The organism is Pectobacterium carotovorum (assembly GCF_033898505.1).
Classification (GTDB): domain Bacteria; phylum Pseudomonadota; class Gammaproteobacteria; order Enterobacterales; family Enterobacteriaceae; genus Pectobacterium; species Pectobacterium carotovorum_J.
In genome coordinates this window covers 933,531-955,786 of record NZ_JAXAFK010000001.1, presented here as the reverse complement: position 1 = coordinate 955,786, position 22,256 = coordinate 933,531, and the positions used below count along the sequence as shown (strand labels likewise).

21 protein-coding genes and 2 tRNA genes are annotated in these 22,256 nt (G+C 49.8%); 12 read left to right on the top strand and 11 right to left on the bottom strand.

Translation table 11 applies throughout. From position 1 onward, the window contains the following. Window positions 1-64: 64 nt before the first annotated feature. On the bottom strand, window positions 65-979 hold the full coding sequence (locus R9X49_RS04160; RefSeq protein ID WP_319847306.1) for a lipid kinase: 915 nt from the start codon (window positions 977-979) through the stop codon (window positions 65-67). 273 nt (window positions 980-1,252) lie between these two features. Here R9X49_RS04160 and R9X49_RS04155 point away from each other — a divergent pair, with 273 nt between their 5' ends. Continuing rightward, window positions 1,253-2,725 (top strand): sensor domain-containing diguanylate cyclase, encoded by a 1,473-nt coding sequence (locus tag R9X49_RS04155; RefSeq protein ID WP_319847305.1) that lies wholly within the window; start codon window positions 1,253-1,255, stop codon window positions 2,723-2,725. Window positions 2,726-2,810: 85 nt separating this feature from the next. On the opposite strand, the gene R9X49_RS04150 is transcribed toward R9X49_RS04155, so the two are convergent. Then, window positions 2,811-3,545 carry a GntR family transcriptional regulator gene (locus R9X49_RS04150; RefSeq protein ID WP_319847304.1) on the bottom strand — a complete coding sequence of 245 codons (735 nt, stop codon included), beginning with the start codon at window positions 3,543-3,545 and terminating at the stop codon, window positions 2,811-2,813. Window positions 3,546-3,771: 226 nt separating this feature from the next. On the opposite strand from R9X49_RS04150, the gene pcaB reads away from it, so the two are divergent. Beyond that, window positions 3,772-5,124, top strand: coding sequence for a 3-carboxy-cis,cis-muconate cycloisomerase (gene pcaB / locus R9X49_RS04145; RefSeq protein ID WP_319847303.1), 1,353 nt, complete (start codon window positions 3,772-3,774; stop codon window positions 5,122-5,124). A 144-nt stretch (window positions 5,125-5,268) separates the two neighbouring features. Beyond that, window positions 5,269-6,690 (top strand): DASS family sodium-coupled anion symporter, encoded by a 1,422-nt coding sequence (locus R9X49_RS04140; protein ID WP_319847302.1) that lies wholly within the window; start codon window positions 5,269-5,271, stop codon window positions 6,688-6,690. A gap of 89 nt (window positions 6,691-6,779) precedes the next feature. Here the strand turns inward: R9X49_RS04140 and R9X49_RS04135 are convergent, their stop codons facing one another. Next, window positions 6,780-6,947, bottom strand: a complete 168-nt coding sequence (locus R9X49_RS04135; RefSeq protein WP_319847301.1) for a YqaE/Pmp3 family membrane protein — start codon at window positions 6,945-6,947, stop codon at window positions 6,780-6,782. A gap of 433 nt (window positions 6,948-7,380) precedes the next feature. Between R9X49_RS04135 and R9X49_RS04130 the strand changes: the two genes are divergently transcribed. Further along, window positions 7,381-7,977 carry a YolA family protein gene (locus R9X49_RS04130; RefSeq protein WP_319847300.1) on the top strand — a complete coding sequence of 199 codons (597 nt, stop codon included), beginning with the start codon at window positions 7,381-7,383 and terminating at the stop codon, window positions 7,975-7,977. A 68-nt stretch (window positions 7,978-8,045) separates the two neighbouring features. Here the strand turns inward: R9X49_RS04130 and R9X49_RS04125 are convergent, their stop codons facing one another. After that, window positions 8,046-8,525, bottom strand: coding sequence for a hypothetical protein (locus tag R9X49_RS04125; protein WP_319847299.1), 480 nt, complete (start codon window positions 8,523-8,525; stop codon window positions 8,046-8,048). A gap of 242 nt (window positions 8,526-8,767) precedes the next feature. Here R9X49_RS04125 and R9X49_RS04120 point away from each other — a divergent pair, with 242 nt between their 5' ends. Further along, on the top strand, window positions 8,768-9,154 hold the full coding sequence (locus R9X49_RS04120; RefSeq protein ID WP_319847298.1) for a lysozyme inhibitor LprI family protein: 387 nt from the start codon (window positions 8,768-8,770) through the stop codon (window positions 9,152-9,154). A 57-nt stretch (window positions 9,155-9,211) separates the two neighbouring features. Here the strand turns inward: R9X49_RS04120 and R9X49_RS04115 are convergent. Beyond that, window positions 9,212-9,303 (bottom strand) — tRNA-Ser (locus R9X49_RS04115). Window positions 9,304-9,413: 110 nt separating this feature from the next. Between R9X49_RS04115 and mtfA the strand changes: the two genes are divergently transcribed. The 7 genes from mtfA (at window position 9,414) to R9X49_RS04080 (ending at window position 17,591) form a co-directional block, all read left to right on the top strand. Beyond that, window positions 9,414-10,211, top strand: a complete 798-nt coding sequence (gene mtfA / locus R9X49_RS04110) for a DgsA anti-repressor MtfA (RefSeq protein WP_319847297.1) — start codon at window positions 9,414-9,416, stop codon at window positions 10,209-10,211. A gap of 110 nt (window positions 10,212-10,321) precedes the next feature. Then, a tRNA-Asn gene (locus tag R9X49_RS04105) sits at window positions 10,322-10,397 on the top strand. 161 nt (window positions 10,398-10,558) lie between these two features. Next, window positions 10,559-11,809, top strand: coding sequence for a tyrosine-type recombinase/integrase (locus tag R9X49_RS04100; RefSeq protein ID WP_032693577.1), 1,251 nt, complete (start codon window positions 10,559-10,561; stop codon window positions 11,807-11,809). 758 nt (window positions 11,810-12,567) lie between these two features. Then, complete coding sequence (xylB, locus tag R9X49_RS04095; RefSeq protein ID WP_038423128.1) at window positions 12,568-14,016, top strand: xylulokinase; 1,449 nt, start codon at window positions 12,568-12,570, stop codon at window positions 14,014-14,016. After that, complete coding sequence (locus R9X49_RS04090) at window positions 14,013-15,038, top strand: ABC transporter permease (RefSeq protein ID WP_032693575.1); 1,026 nt, start codon at window positions 14,013-14,015, stop codon at window positions 15,036-15,038. The genes xylB and R9X49_RS04090 overlap by 4 nt, the downstream gene beginning before the upstream one ends. Before the next feature lie 41 nt (window positions 15,039-15,079). Next, the gene (locus tag R9X49_RS04085) at window positions 15,080-16,060 is read left to right on the top strand and encodes a substrate-binding domain-containing protein (RefSeq protein ID WP_024359909.1); all 981 of its coding nucleotides are present in this window, start codon (window positions 15,080-15,082) and stop codon (window positions 16,058-16,060) included. Window positions 16,061-16,082: 22 nt separating this feature from the next. Further along, complete coding sequence (locus tag R9X49_RS04080) at window positions 16,083-17,591, top strand: sugar ABC transporter ATP-binding protein (RefSeq protein WP_020439335.1); 1,509 nt, start codon at window positions 16,083-16,085, stop codon at window positions 17,589-17,591. A gap of 220 nt (window positions 17,592-17,811) precedes the next feature. Here the strand turns inward: R9X49_RS04080 and hxlB are convergent, their stop codons facing one another. The 6 genes from hxlB to gatA form a co-directional block, all read right to left on the bottom strand. Next, window positions 17,812-18,372 (bottom strand): 6-phospho-3-hexuloisomerase, encoded by a 561-nt coding sequence (gene hxlB / locus R9X49_RS04075; protein ID WP_024359910.1) that lies wholly within the window; start codon window positions 18,370-18,372, stop codon window positions 17,812-17,814. Window positions 18,373-18,387: 15 nt separating this feature from the next. Next, window positions 18,388-19,140: an SDR family NAD(P)-dependent oxidoreductase gene (locus R9X49_RS04070; protein ID WP_032693571.1), complete on the bottom strand. Its 753-nt coding sequence runs from the start codon at window positions 19,138-19,140 to the stop codon at window positions 18,388-18,390. A gap of 109 nt (window positions 19,141-19,249) precedes the next feature. Further along, window positions 19,250-19,894 carry a ribulose-phosphate 3-epimerase gene (gene rpe / locus R9X49_RS04065; RefSeq protein WP_048284445.1) on the bottom strand — a complete coding sequence of 215 codons (645 nt, stop codon included), beginning with the start codon at window positions 19,892-19,894 and terminating at the stop codon, window positions 19,250-19,252. Window positions 19,895-19,918: 24 nt separating this feature from the next. Continuing rightward, the gene (locus R9X49_RS04060; RefSeq protein WP_020439340.1) at window positions 19,919-21,172 is read right to left on the bottom strand and encodes a PTS transporter subunit IIC; all 1,254 of its coding nucleotides are present in this window, start codon (window positions 21,170-21,172) and stop codon (window positions 19,919-19,921) included. A gap of 24 nt (window positions 21,173-21,196) precedes the next feature. Then, window positions 21,197-21,490, bottom strand: coding sequence for a PTS sugar transporter subunit IIB (locus tag R9X49_RS04055; RefSeq protein WP_024359913.1), 294 nt, complete (start codon window positions 21,488-21,490; stop codon window positions 21,197-21,199). Window positions 21,491-21,508: 18 nt separating this feature from the next. Continuing rightward, window positions 21,509-21,958: a PTS galactitol transporter subunit IIA gene (gene gatA, locus R9X49_RS04050; RefSeq protein ID WP_020439342.1), complete on the bottom strand. Its 450-nt coding sequence runs from the start codon at window positions 21,956-21,958 to the stop codon at window positions 21,509-21,511. Window positions 21,959-22,256: the final 298 nt, after the last annotated feature.

Sequence of the window (22,256 nt, the reverse complement as noted above, 5' to 3'; positions counted from 1 at the left end):
GAACCCTTCTTTATAAACTAACAGGGGCGCCGCACGGTGCCCCTGTTAGTTTTAGGTTCAGATTTTAATCAGGCACCGGTGGCGCGAAAACCTGAATCGCCTTCTCTCTGATCCCAAACACCGCCGGCGTTTTACCAATCAGCTCGCCATCCGCATTGATATCGTGCGGCTTCGGGGTACTTAACGTCAGCTGTCTGGCAGAAAAGGCGCGTACCTTGCGCCAGCGACCGTGCGTTCCCCGGCGGATAAAGGGAATCAGTGCCACCATTTCCCACCAGTGGGACACCTCCAGGCTATACACATCCAGCCGACCATCATCAGGCGCGGCGCTGTCTGCTACCGCCATGCCGCCGCCGTAGAAACGGCCGTTGCCCACTGACACCTGCACGGTTCTCACCCGTTCTTTCATGCCGTCATGATCGATTTCAACCCGGAAAGGACGGCTTTGCTTCAAGAGCTTAAAGGCCGCCAGCGCATAGCCTAATGTTCCCCAACGTTTCTTAGACTTCGCCGACAGCCCGCGCGCCAATGCCGCAGAAAACCCAATACTGGAAACGTTAAAAAACAGATGCCCGTTGACCTCGCCTAAATCAACGGCGCGCCGCTGTCCGTTGGCAATAACCTGAACCGCCTGCCGGATCTCTCTGGGGATCCCCACCGTACGGGCAAAGTCATTCGCCGTCCCTAACGGCAGCACGCCCAGCGGCAAGCCGGTATCCACCAGACCGGGTGCGGCTGAATTTAACGTACCATCGCCACCGCCGATAATGACAAAATCCACCCGATCCGCATACGTGCGTATCATATCGCTGCACGAACCCGACGCGTTTTCATCCGGTTCGACGATGTTAATCCGGCTTTCCTGTAATAGCTGTTTCACATAGCGCGCAGAGGAATCGCCGTTTCGCGCCTGCTTATTAATCAATAAAAGCGCTGTTGGGCCTGATTCCTTCACTGCTGAATAATGGCTCATGGTCATCTACCCAACGTCACTGTTTGATTAAATCTAACCATAGGGATAATCAAACCGACAAGAGAGCTTTAACAAGCCCACAATAAAATACAAAACATTACGTTCCGACAATCTGCGCTAATACTTCCACACTGAAACCACTATACTGAACCCTACGAGTCAGTGATTCCTTTGTCCGCTTTGTTACACAGTTATTCCAGTAGCACGTGCACCACTATTTTTAGGTGAAAACAGAGGCTTATTCACCTATCCCATCAATGCTTCTCTGGGGAGATCATTTTGCAGACCGGATTCATCAATCACTCACGCTGGCTGGATAAAACACGCGCAATCGTAATACTCGGCTCCATGCTGCTCGCCGCATTTTTAGTGATCAGTTGGACCAGCTATGAAGTGGCGAAAGAATCACTGGAAGAAGAAATCGAAGAAAACACCCTGCCGCTGACCAGTGACAACGTCTATTCTGAAATCCAGCAGGACTTGTTAAAGCCCATCTTTATTTCATCGCTGATGGCACACGATACGTTTTTACGCGACTGGGCACTCAAAGACGAAAGCGATCCGCAGGCCATATTCCGCTATCTGAAGGAGATCGATCGCCGCTTCAACACCGTATTCTCTTTTTTCATTTCGGATAAAACCAAGCTCTACTACGATCAGCAACGCATCCTGAAAACCGTCTCGGAGTCATCCCCCGACGATCAATGGTATTTCCAGCACAAGACCCTATCGGATGACATGCCTTATGTTGTCGATCTCCGCGTCGATCCTGAAGACCGCACGCGTCTGGACATTTTCATCAACCATACCGTTATGGATTATGAAGACAACTTTATTGGCATTACCGGCGTGGGCATTCCGGTTGAGCGCGTTAAACACCTCATTGAAAAATACGAACAGCGCTATAACCGGACAATCTATTTCGTTGATAAAGAAGGCGATATTACGCTACACGGGGAAAGCTATACCCGCCCGTTGCAAATTCAACAGCAGCAGGGGCTGAACCGGATCGCAACCACGATTTTGACCTCTCCCGGCGGGGCTTATGAATATCAGTCAAACGGGGAGCATATTTTCCTTAACACCCGGCTCATCCCTGAATTCGGCTGGTATTTGATGGTGGAGCAAACCAGTCATCCCAGTGAAAAACGGCTATTCGCCACGCTGCTAAAAAACCTGGGAATCAGCACGTTTGTCAGCGTTCTCTTCCTCTTCCTACTGTGGTTGACCATTGGCGGCTACCAACGCCGTCTGGAACAGATGGCAACAACCGATAAATTAACGGGCCTCATGAACCGTCAGGCATTTGATTACCTATTCCGTCGCCTTGGGACGAAAAATGCCTTACAGCACAAATCGCTCTCCATTATTCTCATTGATATTGACCACTTCAAAAAAATCAATGACAAGTACGGCCACAACGTGGGGGATATGGTTTTAAAAGAGGTTTCCGCTATTTTGTCGACCAATACCCGCTCCAGCGATCAATCCTGCCGTTGGGGAGGAGAAGAGTTCGTCATTTTGCTCGACGATTGCGATCTCAACGCCGCGCAGCAACGGGCCGAAGCCCTACGCCACAGCATTGAGATCGCCCCCCTTCCCTATCGTGAAGGCCTCATTCAGGTAACAGCTAGCTGCGGCGTTGCGGAATATCGGGCAGGCGAGACGCTCAGCATGCTGATTAACCGCGCCGATATCGCACTTTATCAGGCAAAACAGCAAGGGCGTAATCAGGTGGTAAGCACACAATAACCACAAGGCATGTGCCTGCTTTCATTATGCAGGCACATTTCCACAGGAAACCGCCGTCTTCAATCAGGTATCAACCGGATTATGTTCAGTTTCCCGTTTGGCGTTTCAGCGTAATAGAGCAGGTATATCGGTCCGCCGGATGAATCGATACCGTGGTTTCAAACACGTTCCCCGAACGATCCAGATAGTGACGGACAATCTTTAATGCCGGATAGCCTGCGTCAACGCCCAGCGTTTTCGATATTTTGGCCGGTACGCCAACGGCAGAAATCGTCTGGCGTACTTCTTCCCCCTGCACGCCATAATGCTTTTCAATCAAATCGCTAATCAGAGCAAATGGATCGCTGCGTACCAGACTTTTGACCTTGGCATAATCCGGGCTAACGTAGCTATCAGTCCAGCATATCGGGGCGTCTTTTTTCTGGCTGTCTTCACGAATGCTGGCAATATGCAACCAGCGATCGCCTGGTTTGCCGCCGATAATCTGCGCCAGTTCCACATCCGCCACGACTTCATCAATCTTCTTCACTACGCGCAGGTTGGTTTTTGCCAGCACGAACAGATCTTCAAGGCTGGCCAGAGGATGATTGCGTTCGCGCTTTTCATCATTATCGACAACGACTGAACCCACGCCCTTGCGACGAGAGACCAACCCCGCCTCCGTCAGATCGCGCAGTGCCTCCCTGACGGTATGTCGGCTCACCTGATACTGCTCACAGAGCTCCAGCTCGGAGGGGATCAACGACCCCGCCGGATACTTGCCTAATGTAATGTTTTGGCTGAGTTCACGGGCAATGCGCTTATACAAGGGTTCTTTCATCGGCTCACGCTCTTAATCAATATTGATGCCCTGCATCACAAAATGACATTCAACCACTTCCCTAACTTGTCCGTACATGCTGTTATAAACACAACATGTACGGACAAGTAAGCATGTCTGCACATATAACCTTTTCAGGCCATGTCGCTATCAGGGTAAGCACGCTTAATCTTATCGCGGATACGGCCTGCATCTTATCACTAATACATTTGCTTCAGGAGGCATTATGGCTTCGAATGTGCTTGATTCAGTTCTCTTCCGTGATTCATTTGGTACCCCGGAAATGCGGGCAATCTTCGACGATCGTGAACTCATCCGTAAGTATGTGGAAGTCGAAATCGCACTCGCCAATGCGCAGGCACACTGTGGCGTCATCCCCGAGGAGGCCGCCGCAGAAATCACGGCCAGTTGCAATGCCGACACGCTCGATTTTGAACTGCTGCGCCACGAAACAGAAATTGTGGGCTACCCGATCCTGCCGCTGGTGCATCAGATTTCCAAACAGGCGGGTCAATCTGGCGGTTATGTCCACTGGGGCGCCACAACACAGGACATCATGGATACGGCCGTCGTACTGCAAATCCGTGATGCCTTCGCGTTAATTGAAGCGGATATCGATACGCTACGTTCTATTTTGGCCGGACTGGCTGCACGTTACCGCAATACGCCAATGGCGGGACGAACCCATTTGCAACAGGCGCTGCCGATTACGTTCGGCTACAAAGCCGCCATCTGGCTGGATATGTTCGACCGCCATGCGGAGCGCCTTGCACAGCTGCGCCCGCGCGTGCTGGTAGGCGAATTTGCAGGCGCAGCCGGCACACTGGCCTCGTTGGGAGATAAAGGACTCGCGGTACAAAAAGCGCTGATGGCGGAACTCGGTCTGGGCGTCCCCACCTCAACCTGGCATGTTGCCCGTGATGGGTTTGCCGAAGCCGTCAACCTGCTGGCGGTAATAACGGGCTCATTAGGGAAGATTGGCTATGACGTCATGCTGATGGCCTCCAACGAATTCGGCGAACTGTATGAACCGTTTGTCAAAGGCCGTGGAGCCAGCAGCACCATGCCGCAAAAGCGTAATCCGATCTCCAGCGAACTGATGCTGGCCTGCGCTAAAGGCGTTCGCCAACAGGCAGGATTGATGCTGGATGCAATGGTACAGGATCTGGAACGTGCCACAGGCCCCTGGCACGCAGAGTGGATTGCCATCCCGGAAAGTTTCATTCTCTCCGCTGGCGCACTTCATCAAGCCAAATTCATGCTAAACGGCCTCATTGTCGATGAGAAAATGATGCTGAAAAACCTCAACATGACCAACGGCCTGATTGTGGCAGAAGCCGTGATGATGGGGCTGGCACCCTATATTGGCCGTCAGGAAGCGCACGACATCGTCTACGATGCCTGCCGCATCGTAAATGAGAAAGGCGGTACGCTGGCCGACGTGCTCAATGCCATGCCAAGCGTCGCCAGCCGACTCGACCCTAAATTAATCAACGACCTGACCAACCCCGTCAATTATTTGGGGAGCGCCCCTGAAATGGTGGATCAGGTATTAAATAAAACGGAAAGAAACTATTAATCACCGGTGATTATCCCGCATCACCCTTATTAACAGACTGAGCTCAATACATTCCCAGACGCAGAATAATAACGCGTCTGGGCAGGCTCTCTGTTGCCGGAAATGATGGCGGATAACCATTATTTGCACGATTAAGGAGGCGCTATGTCATCCGAATCATCCACCAAGAAAAAAATAGTCGCGGTTATTATTCCTCTCCTGCTGGGATTGATTATCTGGTTTTCTCCGGTCCCCAGTGGCCTTACGCCGCAAGCCTGGCATATGTTCGCGATTTTTGCCGCCACCATCGCAGCGATACTGACGCAGCCGTTGCCGTCGGGCGCAATCATGCTGCTTGTCCTTTGCGTGACCATCTTCACCGGCACCTTAACCGAAGCCAAAGCGCTGGCCGGTTTTTCCAGCGGCACTGTCTGGCTCATCTTCTGTGCCTACATTCTCTCTCTGGGTTTTGTGACATCCGGATTGGGAAAACGTATTGCCTACAAAATGCTGTCGCTATTCGGCGGAAGCAGCCTGGGAATCGCGTATTCACTGGGCGTTTCCGATCTCATCATGGCACCTGCCATGCCCTCCGTCACCGCGCGATCAGGGGGAATTATCTTTCCCATCGCACGTTCGATTAATGAAGTATTAGGCTCAACACCCGGCGTCAGCGGTAAAAAGATCGGCGACTTTCTGATCATGGTCTGCTTTCAGTTTACCCCAATCACCGGTGCCATTTTCCTCACCGGCATGGCCGCCAACCCACTCGTTGGCAGCCTGGCGAAAACCTCATTAGGTGTGGATATTACCTGGGGCGGCTGGTTTATTGCCGCCGTCGTCCCCGCCATGTGCTGTTTCTGCCTGATGCCGCTGCTGGTTTACAAAATACTGAATCCGGAACTGAAAAAAACGCCAGAAGCCAAAGAGATGGGACGTCGGTCGCTGGCAGAATTGGGGAGCATGAAACCGGCAGAGAAAAAAGTGGCCTTTGGCTTTGTTCTCGCACTGCTTGGCTGGGGTACCAGTCTGATCACCGGTTTCTCTGCCACGTCCGTCGGGTTGGCATTGGTCGCCTACCTGTTCGTTACGCAAGCCGTACAGTGGAAAGAGGTACTTAACGATCGCGCAGCCTGGGATACCGTCATCTGGTTTAGCGTCATTATCAGCCTCGCCGCAGGGCTGTCTGACCTTGGTTTCATTAAATGGATGACCGTTAAGCTGGGTAACTCCATACAGGGTTTCGGCGCGATGGAAACCTTCGTTATTCTCGGCATCCTGTATATTTATGTGCACTACCTGTTTGCTACCGCCTCTGGCCACGTGGCCGCACTCTATGCGCCCTTCGCCGCCACCGCGATAGCCGCAGGTGCCCCGCCCATGATGGTCGCCATCTGTTTTGGTATTTTTAGCAACCTGATGTGGGGGAATACCGAGTATGGCGGCGGCCCTGGCCCCATCTATTTTGCTCAGGGATATTTTGAACGGCACCGTTTTTATAAAATCAATTTCTGCATCGTCACGTTTAACGTCGCCCTGATTTTTATCGTCGGCTTAATGTGGTGGAAATTGATTGGCTATTATTAATCGCCTGTCCTCCCCATACGCAAAAAGTCAGGGGAGGCCCGTTGCCTCCCCGTTATTTCATCATAATCGTCGGTCAGACCGCTCAGCCATTACAGGCCATCGTCTTTCGTCTGTACCCAAAACGCATGCACCAGCCCAGGAAAATAACCTAACAGCGTCAGAATAATATTCAGAATAAATGCTCCACCGAGGCCTTTCCCCAGTAACACACCCAGCGGTGGCAGAAGAATAGTAAAAACGATGCGCCAAAATCCCATATCAACCTCCGTAACATGATGATTACTTATGAAACTAGCTCAGGGTCCGGGATTTGTCAGTATTCATCAAAACAATTGGGATTAATCTTTGCTGAGAAAATGAAAGCCGGTGTTTCAGAACCACACTGCCATCTATCAGAGCATATCGCATGATACTTACTCATGCCTGAGTCCATGGATAAGATGACCGAACGCGTTACGCCACGTATTACCCCTCCTCATTATTAATTCAATTAATTATTTATAATAATAAGAAAAACCGTTAAAACATATTATTTGAAATACATAGCAGAGAAAAAACAACTCCCAAAATAACTAAACTCGCTCTGGATTTATATTTCCTGAGTGCCTTGCAAAATCGATTTAACTTTCTAAACTTAATCGCGATGCAAGGACTTGCATCTAAAAACAGCGATTAACATTGGAGATTGTTATGAAAAAGAAATTCGCATTCCCTTTATTATTGTCACTGACTACGATTTTCAGCGCGTATGCTTATTCAGAAACATCCAGTCTTAATGATAAAGAAGGCCCGCCAGTTAAATTCGCCGAAACAGCCTTCGCCCAACTTGATGGAAGCAACAGCGTATTATCCATTTCAGAAACAAGAGAGGCACCTGCACAAAACGGTGCGCTGCGGGCACCTGCGCCACCGCTGAGTCGGATTGCTATCTATGCTGTCGGTTCATCAAACTGCAATTGGGAATATATGACTACTGTTGGCCAATTTTCAACAACGTGCGATCACGGAGGGGCACAGCTTCGCGTTGCCGTACAGGAAATTGGCTATGGCGGTAATGCCATTGCCTGGATGAACTCTGGCCAATTAGCAAATTCTAAGAATTACCAGAATGATTCTATTTGTGTGGTAGGGACATCTTACGTTTTCCCTTGTCCCGTTGGTGGCACGGTGGTTGGCTGGATGAAATATTACAACCTTGACGGCTCGCAGAACGGTATATTTAAATTCCAGGACACCTCAATCAACGCTCCTTGGAATACACTGTACACTCAGATCAGCATTCAATAATCTCTTTCCGTTCCCATCAATACGTCCCCATCAATAAATAAAGGCCAATTCACACTTGGCCTTTTTCATTACGCGAACATATTAACCTTTACGGCTTTATCCTGAAAACGAAGCAACGCATCAGCAGCGCGTTGCAAGCTTTCTGCGCTCGCCCTTTCATTACGTGATAGCGCGCCATCAATCCCTTCCTGAATTTTGGAGAACACGTTCATAGGCTGGTGCGATGAAGCGGGCGCGGTGCCATCGTAAACGACTTTAGACAGCGCGGTAGGAGCCATGAACCCCAACAATGGTGACGATTCGTCGAGATCCATCTGTCCACTTTGGATCAGGCCATTTACAGCTTCGGTCAACGCTTGTGGCGTCATATTCGTGAAGTCGTATTTCTTAATCTGAGCAGCTGAGGCAGCAGCGTTATTTGCACTCGTTTCCTGCGTTTTTTCAGCTAAAACAGCAGCAAACGAGGCTTGATTACCAGCCTGAGCCGTTGAGTTAGCGATCGAGGCACGATGCGCAAAAAGGCTATTCTCTCCAGTCTCAATTTTCATATTCTTCCCTCCCAGTCGTTATGAATATGCAATGCATCCAAGCAAACGATATGTCAGCGCATTCAGTATAGGATTTTCGATGAAAATATCCCTATTTGATTGGAGGAATAGCGCCGTAAACGTCAGCCTGCTCAAATGTTAAGCGATACCGCAGCGTCCTCCCCGCTCAGCTTATGTGCAGCTAACAGCCTGGCTGGGTATAATCGAGATTCATGCGTAGTGCTGTTTATAAAGGATAAAAAATGAAAAAATTCGCGATTGCCCTCTTTGCTCTACTGCCCCTAACTCAAGTCGCGGCAGCAGACTGTGGCAACGCCAGCACACAGCTAGACATGAGCCAGTGTGCGGCTGATGAGTATAAAAAAGTGGATGGCGAGCTTAATCGGCTCTATCAGGATGTCGTCAAACGTCTGGTGATTGAAGAGCACAAGGCATTGCTTAAGTCAGCCCAGAGAAAATGGATTGCCTATCGCGATGCTGACTGTGAGTTTCAGACCTTCCCGACAGAAGGGGGATCGCTCCATGGCATGCTGTATTCCCAGTGCCTGACGCAGAAAACCGCCGAGCGCGTAAAAGAATTCAAAAGCATGCTCAGTTGTAAAGAAGGGGATTTGAGCTGCCCGCTTTAAGCCACTGCCAAGTGTGGAAAGCGTCACAGACTAAACGCGCGGTAAGTGTTTGAATAGTGGCGGAGAGAGGGGGGGATTTGAACCCCCGGTAGAGTTGCCCCTACTCCAGTTTTCGAGACTGGTCCGTTCAGCCGCTCCGGCATCTCTCCGTTTAGCAGTTGCCATGATGCCCGCTTTTACGGCATTTTAACAGCTGTGTTATTTTAACAACACACGCCCTCGCCTTTAAATTCAAGTGACGACTTAACGAGCAATAACAATGATTAAATGGCCGTGGAAAAACACTCAACCTCAGGTGCAGACGCTTGAACACTGGCAAGCTGCGATTTCCATCCCGCTTCTCGCGCCCTTAAGCGATGAAGAGCTTCAGCAACTGGTCACTCTTGCCGATCAGTTTCTGAAGCAAAAGCGCCTGATTCCGTTGCAGGAACTGGCGTTAACGGAAATCATGCAGCAGCGCATCGCTCTGTTATTTTCCCTGCCGGTGTTGTCGCTGGGAATGGATGCGTTAGATGGCTTCCACGAAGTTCTGGTTTACCCCGGCCCGTTTATTGTTGAAGAAGAGTGGCAAGACGACATCGGACTCGTGCATACGGGAAAAATAGTCCAGTCTGGGCAAAGCTGGGATCAGGGACCGATTGTCCTCAACTGGCAGGAAGTACAAGACTCTTTCGATCTCTCCGGTTTCAACCTCATCATTCATGAAGTCGCGCACAAGCTGGACATTCGCAGCAGCGGCGAAGCAACGGGCGTCCCCCTGATTCCGCTGCGTGAGATTGCCGTCTGGGAACAGCATCTGCATGGCGCGATGGATGCCTTGCAGGAAGAAATCGATCTGGTCGGCGAAGAGGCCGCCAGCATGGATCCCTACGCCGTCCACGATCCGGCAGAGTGCTTTGCGGTGCTGTCGGAATACTTCTTCAGCGCCCCCGAACTTCTCGACGAGCGTTTCCCCGAGCTATACCGCTGCTTCCAAAAATTCTATCGGCAGGATCCGCTCGCCCGTCTAAAAAGCTGGCAAAGCAGCACGAATTACCGTGCGCCATCCATTTACTAACTCATAAAAAAACAGCGAATTGTACATAGCCTAAACAGTCAGACGATAAAGCTGATTTTGCCGTTGACAGTACCGCGGGTGGCGGATATCATGCGCCCCGTTCACACGATTCCTCTGTAGTTCAGTCGGTAGAACGGCGGACTGTTAATCCGTATGTCACTGGTTCGAGTCCAGTCAGAGGAGCCAAATTCTTGTTTTCATGCCTCTTTGCGAATCCTTATGTGATTTAGATTCAATAAGTTAGCGCGAAAAATCTTCCCGATGCATTTTTAGTTTTTCCTCCGCATCGGGAGAATTTGGTGGTCAGATTTGGGGTCATGTTGGTTCGATGACGGAGTGACCCCCAAATGTCTCTTAACGACACAAAAATCCGCAACTTAAAACCATCCGCTAAACCCTTCAAAATTTCCGATTCCCATGGTCTGTACCTGTTGGTTAATCCAGGCGGTTCACGTCTCTGGTATCTCAAATATCGTATCAATAGAAAAGAATCTCGCCTTGGCTTAGGCGCCTACCCTGACGTGTCTTTAGCTAATGCTCGTCAACAGCGTGATGGTATCCGTAAACTCCTCGCGCAAAATATCAATCCAGCACAACAGCGCTCTGCTGAAAGAACCACTTCCACACCAGAAAAAACCTTCAAACATGTGGCACTGGAGTGGCATAACAGCAACCGAACATGGTCTGAGAACCACGCATCCCGCCTGCTTGCCAGCATGAACAATCATATATTCCCTGTGATTGGACACTTGCCGGTAGCTGAACTGAAACCTCGTCACTTTATCGACCTGCTGAAAAGCATTGAGAAAAAAGGTCTGCTGGAAGTCGCAGCACGTACCCGGCAGCATATGTGCAACATAATGCGTCATGCTGTGCATCAGGAGTTGATAGAGCACAATCCCGCGGCAAATCTGGAGGGTATCATCGCCCCGCCAGTTAAACGTCATTACCCCGCCCTTCAGTTGGAGCGACTACCGGAACTGTTGACTCGCATTGAGGACTACAAGCAAGGACGAGAGTTAACCCGCCTGGCTGTCTCACTCACCCTTCACCTATTCATCCGTTCCAGCGAACTGCGTTTCGCCCGTTGGTTTGAGATCGATTTCAAAAATAGAATCTGGACCATTCCTGCCACTCGCGAGTCCATCCCCGGCGTCCGCTACTCTGGCCGTGGTGCAAAAATGCGTACTCCACATATCGTTCCACTCTCCTGTCAGTCTATTGCTATTCTGAAACAGATACGGGAAATATCCGGACATCAGGAACTTATATTCCCCGGCGATCATAATCCGTATAAACCGATGTGCGAAAACACGGTCAATAAGGCGCTACGCCTGATGGGCTATGACACAAAAGATGAAATCTGCGGCCACGGATTTCGGGCAATGGCATGTAGTGCCCTGATGGAGTCTGGCCTATGGGCGCAGGATGCGGTTGAACGGCAGATGAGTCACCAGGAGCGTAACAGCGTTCGAGCGGCTTACATCCATAAAGCAGAATATCTCGATGCCCGTAAAGCGATGATGCAATGGTGGTCAGATTATTTGGACAGATGCAGAGAGGAATTCGTGCCACCCTATGTCAGGGGCCGCCAGTAGCAGATGGTATGAACCTTAGGATGTGACTAATTGGTAATTTTGAAAAAGGGTTCAGCTAATGGACCCTGTTTTAATTTGCATAAACAGCCATAGAAATGATCGGTCCACAGTCATTTCTCATAGCCAGATAGGCATTCTCACCACGCATTTTTTGCCGCAGGATATCTCGGTAACATCAGAAATGTGGAAACAAGATCTGGTTGAGGCGAAAAGTTCATTTAACTCAACAATCCCCCTGAGGTTATTATCATAGTGCCGTTTGATTTCGGATAAACCATGGCATACTGCCAATGTATGCGGGAAATTGCTTTTATTAACCGTCTCTTAAACATTGAGACCATTTATTATGAGCTTTCTGTATCACATCCCCAGCACGTTCATCTCACTTGATTATTTGCAAATAAAACCCCTTCAAATAACTGCCCTTGCCAAAATAAACAATCTTAAACTCCATACAGAAGATCAAGCTCAGAGCTAATTTCTACCAGACCGCAAAAAATCAAGGTTATTTCACTGTTCAAACGAACATACCATCAGAGCTGCCAGGTGAAACTAAAAGTGAGAGCTACGTAACGTTCCCTTAACACGACAATTGACGAATTTATTACGGTGGGTATTGTTTATATCTTACAAACGAGCAAACAAAACTGATCATATGAGCAAAAAACTGAGTATCTAAAACCATAACCCAGTTTGCTTGTCATTCAGTTATCGCTTTCAGCTCTGTCATTTCTTAACGATAGTTCAGAGGTAGTTCAATGAAACAGGACCTTGTTGCGGGTATAGATTCCTCCACCCAGTCTTGTACCGTCATGCTGCGTAGTCTTGAAAATGGCAAGGTGATCGCACAGGCTCGTAAGTTGCATCCACCGACCACACCGCCGTGTAGCGAGCAGGATCCGCAAGCCTGGTGGGATGCATTAGTCTCCGCGCTCACTGAATTAAAACAATGGTGGCCACGTATTGCAGGTCTGGCTGTCGGTGGCCAGGGGCACGGCCTCGTCATGCTTGATAATCACGATCGCCCGCTGCGTCCTGCGAAGCTGTGGAATGACACGGAGTCTGCACCGCAAGCGCGTGAATTGTGCGAGAAGATTGCTCCGGAAGAATGGGCACGCCTGACGGGCTCTGTTCCGGGGCCAGCAATGACCATTTCTAAACTGGCCTGGACAGAACAAAATTATCCGGGGCTGCTGGAAAAAGCCCACCGCATCATGCTGCCGTTTGATTATCTGGTTTACCGTCTGAGCGGTAGCTTTGTGTGCGAGCGCGGCGGGGCATCCGGTACGGGTTACTTCAACCCCTTCACCAATCGCTGGGAACCACAGCTGGCAGCGGTGGTTAACAGTCAAATTGACTGGATTTCCCGCTGGCCCACTATCATCCCGTCGCATCAACCTGCAGGCGTGGTGAAGTTGATGCCTGAGCTGGAGGAACTGGCGGGTGCAATCGTGGGTGTCGGGACCGGCGATAACATGTCTGCCGCATTGGGTATGAACCTGAAAACCGGTGATACCGGTATCTCTATCGGGACCAGCGGTACGTTATATGGCATCACCAGGAAAGGGATTACCGACAGCACCGGCACCATCAACGGTTATGCCGATGCGGCCGATCGCTTTATCCCCATGATTACTACGCTGAACGCCGCCAAAGTCACCGATACATTTCGCAAAATGCTGCGCGTTACCCCTGACGAATTCGACGAGCTCGCGCTGAGTTCGCCACCCGGCGCCAACGGTCTTCAGCTTGTTCCGTGGCTGGACGGCGAGCGCACCCCCAACCTTCCTGACGCCACGGGACACATGCGCGGATTACGTACCACCACAACGATGCAGGATATGGCTCGCGCCACCGTGGAAGGCGTACTGTGCGGCCTGCTGGCGGGCGGTCTGGTACTGAAACAACATGGCTTCACTGACGACGGTCGCATTGTTGTCACCGGCGGCGGCGCAAAGTCACGCGCCTATCGTCAGATTCTGGCTGACCTGACGGGCAAGCCCGTTTGGATTTCTCCGGTGGGTGAAACGGCAGCCGCGGGTGCAGCCATTCAGGCTGCCGCTGCCGTGCTGGGATGTACAAATATTGAAATGGCCGATCGCTGGAGTGTGCCGCTCGAGAAAGTGGCCGAGCCACAACAAGATGCGCGCCATGTCCTGGACGCTTACGTTACCTATGCCAATGCATTATCAGGAGAGCTGCAATGAGTTCAATAACTACCCCTGCAAAAATCAAACCGCCTAAGCAGCCGCTCAAAGTCCCTGCAGAAGCGGGTATCGCCGTGGTTTTCTTACTGGTCATGCTGGGCGGGTTTATCGCCACACCTAACTTCCTGACTGTTTCGAACATGATGGTGTTGCTTCTGAACGGCGCGGTCATCGGCTTCCTTTGCCTGGGACAATCCTTTGTCCTGCTGACCGGGGGTATCGACCTCTCCTGCGGCTCCATCGTGGCGATGACCTGCGTGGTTGCGGCGTTGCTGATGGAGAAATTTGGCATTCCGTGGCAGCTTGCCGTACCCATCGTGTTGGCGGTGGGTGCGCTGAGTGGGCTGGTAAATGGTCTGATAATCGAACGCACCGGCGTGCCGCCATTCATTGTCACCTTTGCGATGATGGGGGTTGCGGCATCCATACCACAAATTATCACCGGCGCCGAATCGATACGCGTGACGCAAATTGGTTACAGCCTCATCGGTCAGTCAAAACCGCTGGGTATTCCGTTCCCTGTCATAGCGCTGCTGCTGGCCATTGTTATTGGTGTCATCTTCCTGCGCCGCACCATCACCGGGACTCACATCTATGCGGTAGGCGGTAACGCAGATGCTGCACGCTTATCGGGGATCAGCATTCCACGCATCACCCTGTTGGTGTATGCAATTTCCGGACTTTGTGCGGCATGCGGCGGCCTGATTTATGGATCGCGTCTGATGACAGGCTATCCGACGGCGGGCCGTGGTGACGAACTGTTCTTCTCAATCGCGGGTGCGGTGGTCGGTGGCGTCAGTCTGTTTGGCGGCACTGGCAGCCTTATCGGCGCGATGATTGGCGCCATGCTTATTGCCTCAATATCGAATCTGATGAACGTGCTGAACGTCAGTGCTTACTGGCAGCCGCTGGTCATCGGCCTGATCATTCTGTTCGGCGTCACCTTCGATACCTTACGTACCTCGAAAAAAATCGTGATCCCCTGGCTCAAAGTCAGGAAGTCACGCAAAACACAACAATAACGCTTCTTAAACCCTGACCTACGTATATCCAGGAGATAAACATGAAACTCCGTACCACAATCACCGCAGGTGCAGCGATAGTCGCACTGTCTTGCATGCTCGCCGGCTGTAACCGTGAGGATACTGAAAGCACCGTGGGTGCCGGCAAAAAAACATTGGGCGTTACGCTGCCGAACCTCACCAACCCTTATTACGTTGCCATGAAAAAAAGCTTTGAAGACAATGCAGCGGCACAGGGCTTGAACGTAAAAATTTCGATTGCTGATAATGACGACGCCAAGCAACTTTCGCAGGTGCAGAACTTCATTGAACAGAAAGTGGATGCGGTCGCAGTGAACTGCGTCTCCTCAGGCCCGTGCGTGTCGATCATAAACCAGCTTAATCAGGCAAAAATTCCGGCGTTTGCCATCAACATCCTTCCGGATACCGAGGGGATGAAGCAGCAAAACGTCACGCTGGTTCAAGGTGTTCAGACCGATCAGCGTGAAGGCGGCAAGCTCATTGGCCAGCAGCTGTTGAAAGACATTGGTGAAAATGGCACTGCGACAGTGGGTATCGTGGGAGAACCAACATCCATTGCCGCAAATGCACGTGATGAAGGCTTCAAGGAAGCCGTGGCATCCAACAAAAACATTAAGTTCGTCGCGCTGGTCAATGGCAAAGTAGAAGAAACAACCTCCCTGAAAGTCACCACTGAAATGCTGCAGGGCAGGCCAGAAATTAACGTCGTGTACTCAGACACCGAACCTTCCGCGCTCGGGTCACTGGCGGCAATCCAGCAACTGGGGGTCAGTGACAAAGTGAAGCTGTATGCGTTTGTGGATAAAGAAGGCGTCAAAGCCGTTCAGAACAACAGCATATTGAAAGCCGGTGCGATTCAGGAGCCGGTTAAACTGGCTCAGTTGCTGGTTGAAAATGCCAGGAAGAGTCTGAACGGTGAACAGGTTCCAGCCATGATCAACAACCCACCGCTGCTGGTCACCAAAGACAACGCAGCATCGGTAATGGGTTCAGCATACTGACTTAAGTGAAAGGCGAAGAATGATGAATTATGTGGCGAAGCAGGTCAAAATCGGTTTTTCGGGTGTGCAGGTTCTCCACGGTGTGGATTTCAGCGTAAAGCCTGGCGAGATCCACGGCCTCTTTGGCCATAATGGGGCGGGTAAATCAACGCTACTGAAAATCCTGGCGGGCGTTAACACGCAGGATAGTGGAGAGCTGATGATCGGCGAAACGCCGGTGCACCTTGCTTCGCCACGGGATGCACTCAACAAAGGTATTGCTTGTGTGTATCAGGAACTCCGTCTCATTCCCGGCATGAGCGTCTGGCAAAACCTTTTTCTCGGACGTGAATGTCGTAAAGGCAGTGGCTTTATAGATGATGCAAGTATGATCGCGCATACCGAGAAAGTACTAAATGATTACCATCTGAGTTTCAGCGCTACCGCGCTGGTCAAAAATCTGTCACATCCTGAAAAGCAGATGCTGGAAGTGGTTTCTAACCTTGATCGCGACGCCCGTTTTCTATTCCTCGATGAACCGACGACCGCGCTGGAAGGTGCGCAGGCAGAAGAACTGCTGCAGGCAGTACAACGTATCGCACGCGAAAAGCAGATTGGCGTAGTGCTGGTCTCTCATAAATTAGACGAAGTGTTGGGTGTTTGTGATGAAGCAACCGTCATGTGCGGCGGCCGAGTGATTTATAACGAAGGCAAAAAAACGCTGAGCAAAAGCGCCATCATTGACGCTATTGTGGGCGATGCAAATGCTTATCAGGCGCCGTCTAACAGCCGTAGTCTGATCCGCGGCGCGATGGGCAAACCCTGGCTCTCGGTCACCAACCTGCAGACTGATCGCCTGAAAGGCATCAACCTTGAGGCATATCGCGGGGAAATTTTGGGTATATACGGGCTGGCCGGCGCAGGCCGGACGCGCTTGTGCCAGACGCTGTTTGGGTTGGAAACCGTTACCGGTGGTGACATCCGGCTGGGTCACAAAGAATACCATCCTTCTTCACCGGCAAAAGCCATTGATAAGGGGATTGCTTACCTGACAGAAGAACGTAAAAAAGATGGCTTCATTCCTCAGATGTCGAGCTATGCCAACGCCATGCTGCCGGTTCTGAAAAAATTCCGTTCTGGCGGATTTGTCAGTCACAGCGCTGCGCGGCAGGCCGCCGCTGAGTTGCTGAGCAAGATGAATACGCTGGGAACGCTGAGCGGACCGATTAAATCGCTTTCCGGAGGCAATCAGCAAAAAGTTCTGCTCGCCAGGGTCATTGCGCAAAACGCCAATCTGGTATTGCTGGATGAGCCGACCAAAGGCGTCGACATTGGGGCAAAAGCGGATATTTATCGCATCATCCATCAGCTGGCGGATAAAGGCTGCTGCGTCATCGTGGTATCGAGTGAGGAAGAGGAATTGCTGGACGTGGCAGATACCATTACGGTGTTCCGACAGGGTAAATGCGATGGTGTGATCATTCCTGCACGCGACCTTAAACCCGCAGATCTTCGCAAAGCCGCATGGGAGCATGCTGAAGCCCAGGCTTAGGGCACTCATTCCGAACAGAACGCATCCAACGGCCAGCTAAGCTGGCCGTTTTTGTTTCAGCGTTTAATTAACGTGCCAGCGGCGAGAGGGCAAAAAAAATGGCAGACTTTTACATCTCAGGTATACGCAGAGACAATGCAGGGCAACACATTCAGCACGTTAATTTTAATGATGTGATGTTATAAACGAATGAGCGCTTCCGGCGAAGCGCTCAGTGTCATTACTCAAAATCAGCGTGTCGTTTAAACATGGTTTCACTGGTTTCACGCAGTTGGTCCATGAGTTCAAGCACGATGGCATCGTAGGTGATAAAGCAGAGTTGCTCGAAAGAGGAACCCATTGGCTGCGAAAACTGGCCCGGAGTGCGATCGTTTTCAGTTTTGACCGTTCCCGGTAATACCAGTACGCAGTTGGCCAACTGGCCAATCGCAGAGTCTTTCTTCATGGTGACCAGCGCCACGTCGACACCACACTCAACGGCTTTCTGCGCAAGGCTCTTGAGACTGCCTGTTTCGCCACTGCCTGAACCAATAATTAACAAATCACCCGCTTTCGTATGAGGTGATGAAATTTCCCCAACTACGCTGACCGAGAAGCCTAAATGCAATAAACGGTTAGCGAACGCGCGGATGGCAATACCGCTGCGCCCTGCACCTTGCAGGAAAATATGCTTCGCATTACGGATCTTCCCGATAAAATGCTGTGCCTGATCATTGTCGATATTGAGCGCGTTTTGCTCCAGTTCCCTGAGAATACTGACAGTATTTTCCTGAACACCCATTTTCTTTTCCTCCGGTCAGGCAATTGTACGGCCACCATCCATGAGGATCGTCTGTCCCTGGATGTAAGAGTTTGACTTATCAGCAAGGAAGATGGCCAGGTTTGCGACATCATCGATTGTGCCCAGACGACGGACCGGAATTTTCTCCAGTACTGCGTCTAAATCTGCCTGCGTCGGGTAATTAACACGCATCATTTCGCCGGTGTCGATAAGACGCGGCGCAATAGCGTTGACGTTAACACCTTTTGGACCCAACTCCTTCGCCAGACCACGAATAAGACCTTCACCCCCCGCTTTACTGGCCGGATAGCTCACCCCCCCGCCAGTACCTGACAGCGCAGAACCGGAGGAGATGTAAACGATTGAACCCTGGTTAGTTAAGAAGTCATCGTAAAATGCTTTGACCGTATTGAATAAACCCGTCAGGTTGATTGAGAGTGTTTTGTTCCACTCTTCGAAAGTAATGTCTTTGACTTTATTGGCAAAAGCGACACCTGCGTTCAAAACCAGAATGTCGATACGGCCATAAGTTTCGATAACTTTTCTGCGCACTTCAGCCAGTGCCTGCGGATCAGAGACGTCCGTTTTGACAAAGAGCGATTTAACATTGCCAAAGGTCAGTTCTTCCGCAGTTTTGATGCCATTAGCCTCGTTATAATCGACAATGACGGTATGCGCACCGCGTTCGGCGAATTGTTTTGCAATTCCTTTACCAATCCCATGCGCACCACCGGTAATTAGCGCAACTTTACCTTCAAAATGACTCATCGGTTGTTCTCCTGAATCTTTGTACTTAACGTGAGAGAAATCCCCCACGTCTGCGGTCTACATAATGATTACGCGCTCAATTAAGAGCGCGTGAATGTATGTTGGATACTTAATGCATGACAGACTTTAAGGCCTGATAGCTTGCTTTAGGGTTGTCATTAAATAATGCGCCACCGACAACAATTAAATCAGCACCCGCCTCCTGTACTTTTTCCGCTATTTCCAGATTAACGCCACCGTCGACTTCAATTTGAATGTGTCGGCCAGCAATCATTTCTCTGGTTTTCTTAATTTTCTCGAGGCTTTTCTCGATGAAAGTCTGCCCGGGTTGCCCCGGGTTAATGGTCATAATCAGGATGTAATCAATATCGTCCAACAAATATTCCAGAACACTTTCAGGCGTACCCGGATTGATGACCACACCGGCTTTTCGCCCGGCCTTTTTTATTTTCTGTAAAATAAAATGCACATGCGGCGTTGATTCATAATGCACTGAGATCATTTCTGCGCCGGTATTAATAACATCATCAATATGTCTTTCAGGATTAGCCAGCATCATGTGTACGTCGAAAGTCATTTTGCTGGCTTTTTTCATTGCAGAGATTTGATTCGGCCCAAAGGCAATATTATTTACGAAGGTTCCATCCATTAAATCAACATGCAATATTTCAGTGTTCTCTTCTTCTAAAAAACGGAGCTCATCTTGCAGACTTAAGATATTCGCGCCAAAAATTGATGGTAAAATCTGTGCCATGGTAAGCAAACCTCATTTTTAAAATCAATGGAATACAGTGCTCAACCAATACGTCAATACTTCCCACGGGCCAGTCAGTACAAAGTCAGTACCCTGCCCCTGCAAGCCGACACCTGCGCCATGCAGGAATTGGGTTGCACCCGGAGCCACATACCCTCCTAAATACATCACGACAATACTGAACAGTAAGGTTGAAATAATTGAGCGGATGACGTTTCCGTTGCTGGCCATTACGGTCATGGTTGTCATATAGATGATTGACATCAGAACGCCGATGGGGAAAATCATGATCCCCGGTAAAATCAGTGCGCAAAGCATGGTCAACGGAATGGTGATAACGGTGACGGTGATGGTCGCTGGGTCGCCCAGTGCCAGGGCACAGTCCATACCGATGTTCAGTTCGGCGTCTTTACCCATCTGCTTTTGCATAATCTCTTTGGCACTTTTCCCAATTGGAGACAGTCCTTCCATCAGGACACCCACCACTTTAGGCAGGAGCACCATTACCGCAGCCACCCCCATTGCCATCGGGACAATAGTGGTCACAGGCTGTTTCGTCAGCAGTCCAAGCAGACAACCTACAATGACACCGATGATAGCGGGTTCACCAAACACACCCAGACGTTTCTGTACGCTCTCCAAATCAACGTCGAGCTTGTTCAGGCCGGGGATCAGGTCGATAATTTTATTGACCAGCAGTGCAAAAGGTAATGTCCAGCCTATATGGATCATGGTGGTACAGGTCGTCCCTTCCAGGCCATAATATTTCTGCCAACGGGGAGCAATTAAATCGCCAATAAACAGAGCGATAACGCTAAGTGCGACTGCCACGCCAAAACCGATAAAGAAGCTGTCAAACACGAAATAGGCCAGCGCGCCGGGAACCAGGAAGTGCATATAATTCCAGATATCAACGTTCAGCGTTTTGGTTAATTTAAGACGAACAAGTAGCAAATTAAGAATAATACCCACTGGAACAACTAAAGCGGCAAAGGGTGCCACCCATGCAGCCGCGCCCACCGCAGGCCATCCGATATCAGCCACAGTGAATCCGCTTCCCAGTTTTGAATAGTAGGCAATTGCCGGCTGCAGGGATGTACTCAACAGATTAACAACCAAACCTAAACCAATAAAACCGATACCCACGGTGATACCAGACTTAATGGCAGCACCGACTTTCATGCGGAAAACCAAACCCAAAATGAAGATGACAAGTGGTAGGATTGCCGTTGCCCCCATGCTTGTTATCGTTAGCATTATGTTTTTTAACATGTCCATCTTGTCATCCCCTGTGTTTTCTTATTAGTTTTTAGCCAGCTCTGTTAATAAATCCCCTAGTTTTTTTCGTAACACAGCTTCATTAATCCCGGTGATAAACCCGGCCACACTCATATGCGGTTTTCCGATATCACCTTTGTAGTTATTCGTGGTTAAAATCACATCAGCATTCTGTAATTCAGAAGGAAGTTCTGACATGCTGCATTTATTTATTTTGAACTGAGTAATGCCATATTCTGTACACACGGATTTCACTTCATCAGCAGCGATAGTTGACGTTGCGACACCGCTCCCGCAGGCTACGAGGATATTAATCATCATTATGCTCCTGAACTCTTATTGCATGACGGTGGAAATAAAAAGTGCCTGCGCTTTCTCGGAAGGAAGCTCAAGTAAATTTTGATAAAAGTCTTCCATTTGAAGATTACTAAAAAGGGCCTTCAGCAGTTGCAGCTGATTAGCCGGATCGGTAACGACCAAATTGATAATGAGTTTGACCCACAATTTATCGTCGCCATCAGCCTGATCAACCTGAACCGGTTCAGGTAAGCGAATAATATAAATCGACGGGCTGTTGGCCTGGTTGCTGTCGCAATGAGGGATCGCCACAGAATAACCATCAAGCAAAATACCGGTTGGATACATGGCTTCGCGTTCGCGCAGTGCTGCCAGATAGGTCTTTTTCACTATCCCTTCTGAATACAGCTTTTCATGGATGTGCTGCAGCACCTCATCGTAATTTTTGAATGCTGCACCATCTGCAACATTAATAGTGACTGTACTCACCTTTTCACCTCGCCTTTTTGCTCATTAGAGCAAATATAATCGATCACATGAGCATTTATAGCATGCCAATTTTCCGCGCAAACAGAAAACATGCAAAAGTTATAAGCTGATCACAAAATAAATGCATAAGTGCACGCAAATAATTGCTCATATGAGCAATATCGAGTAATTCATCGTTTAGATCAATCAAGTCAACCGGAGAGGGGAAGTAAAATTTTTATTATAAATCAAAGGGATGATGGATTTTTTGAAGGTTTATATATGCGGACTGACCTATGTCAGAGGATTTGGCAATGCT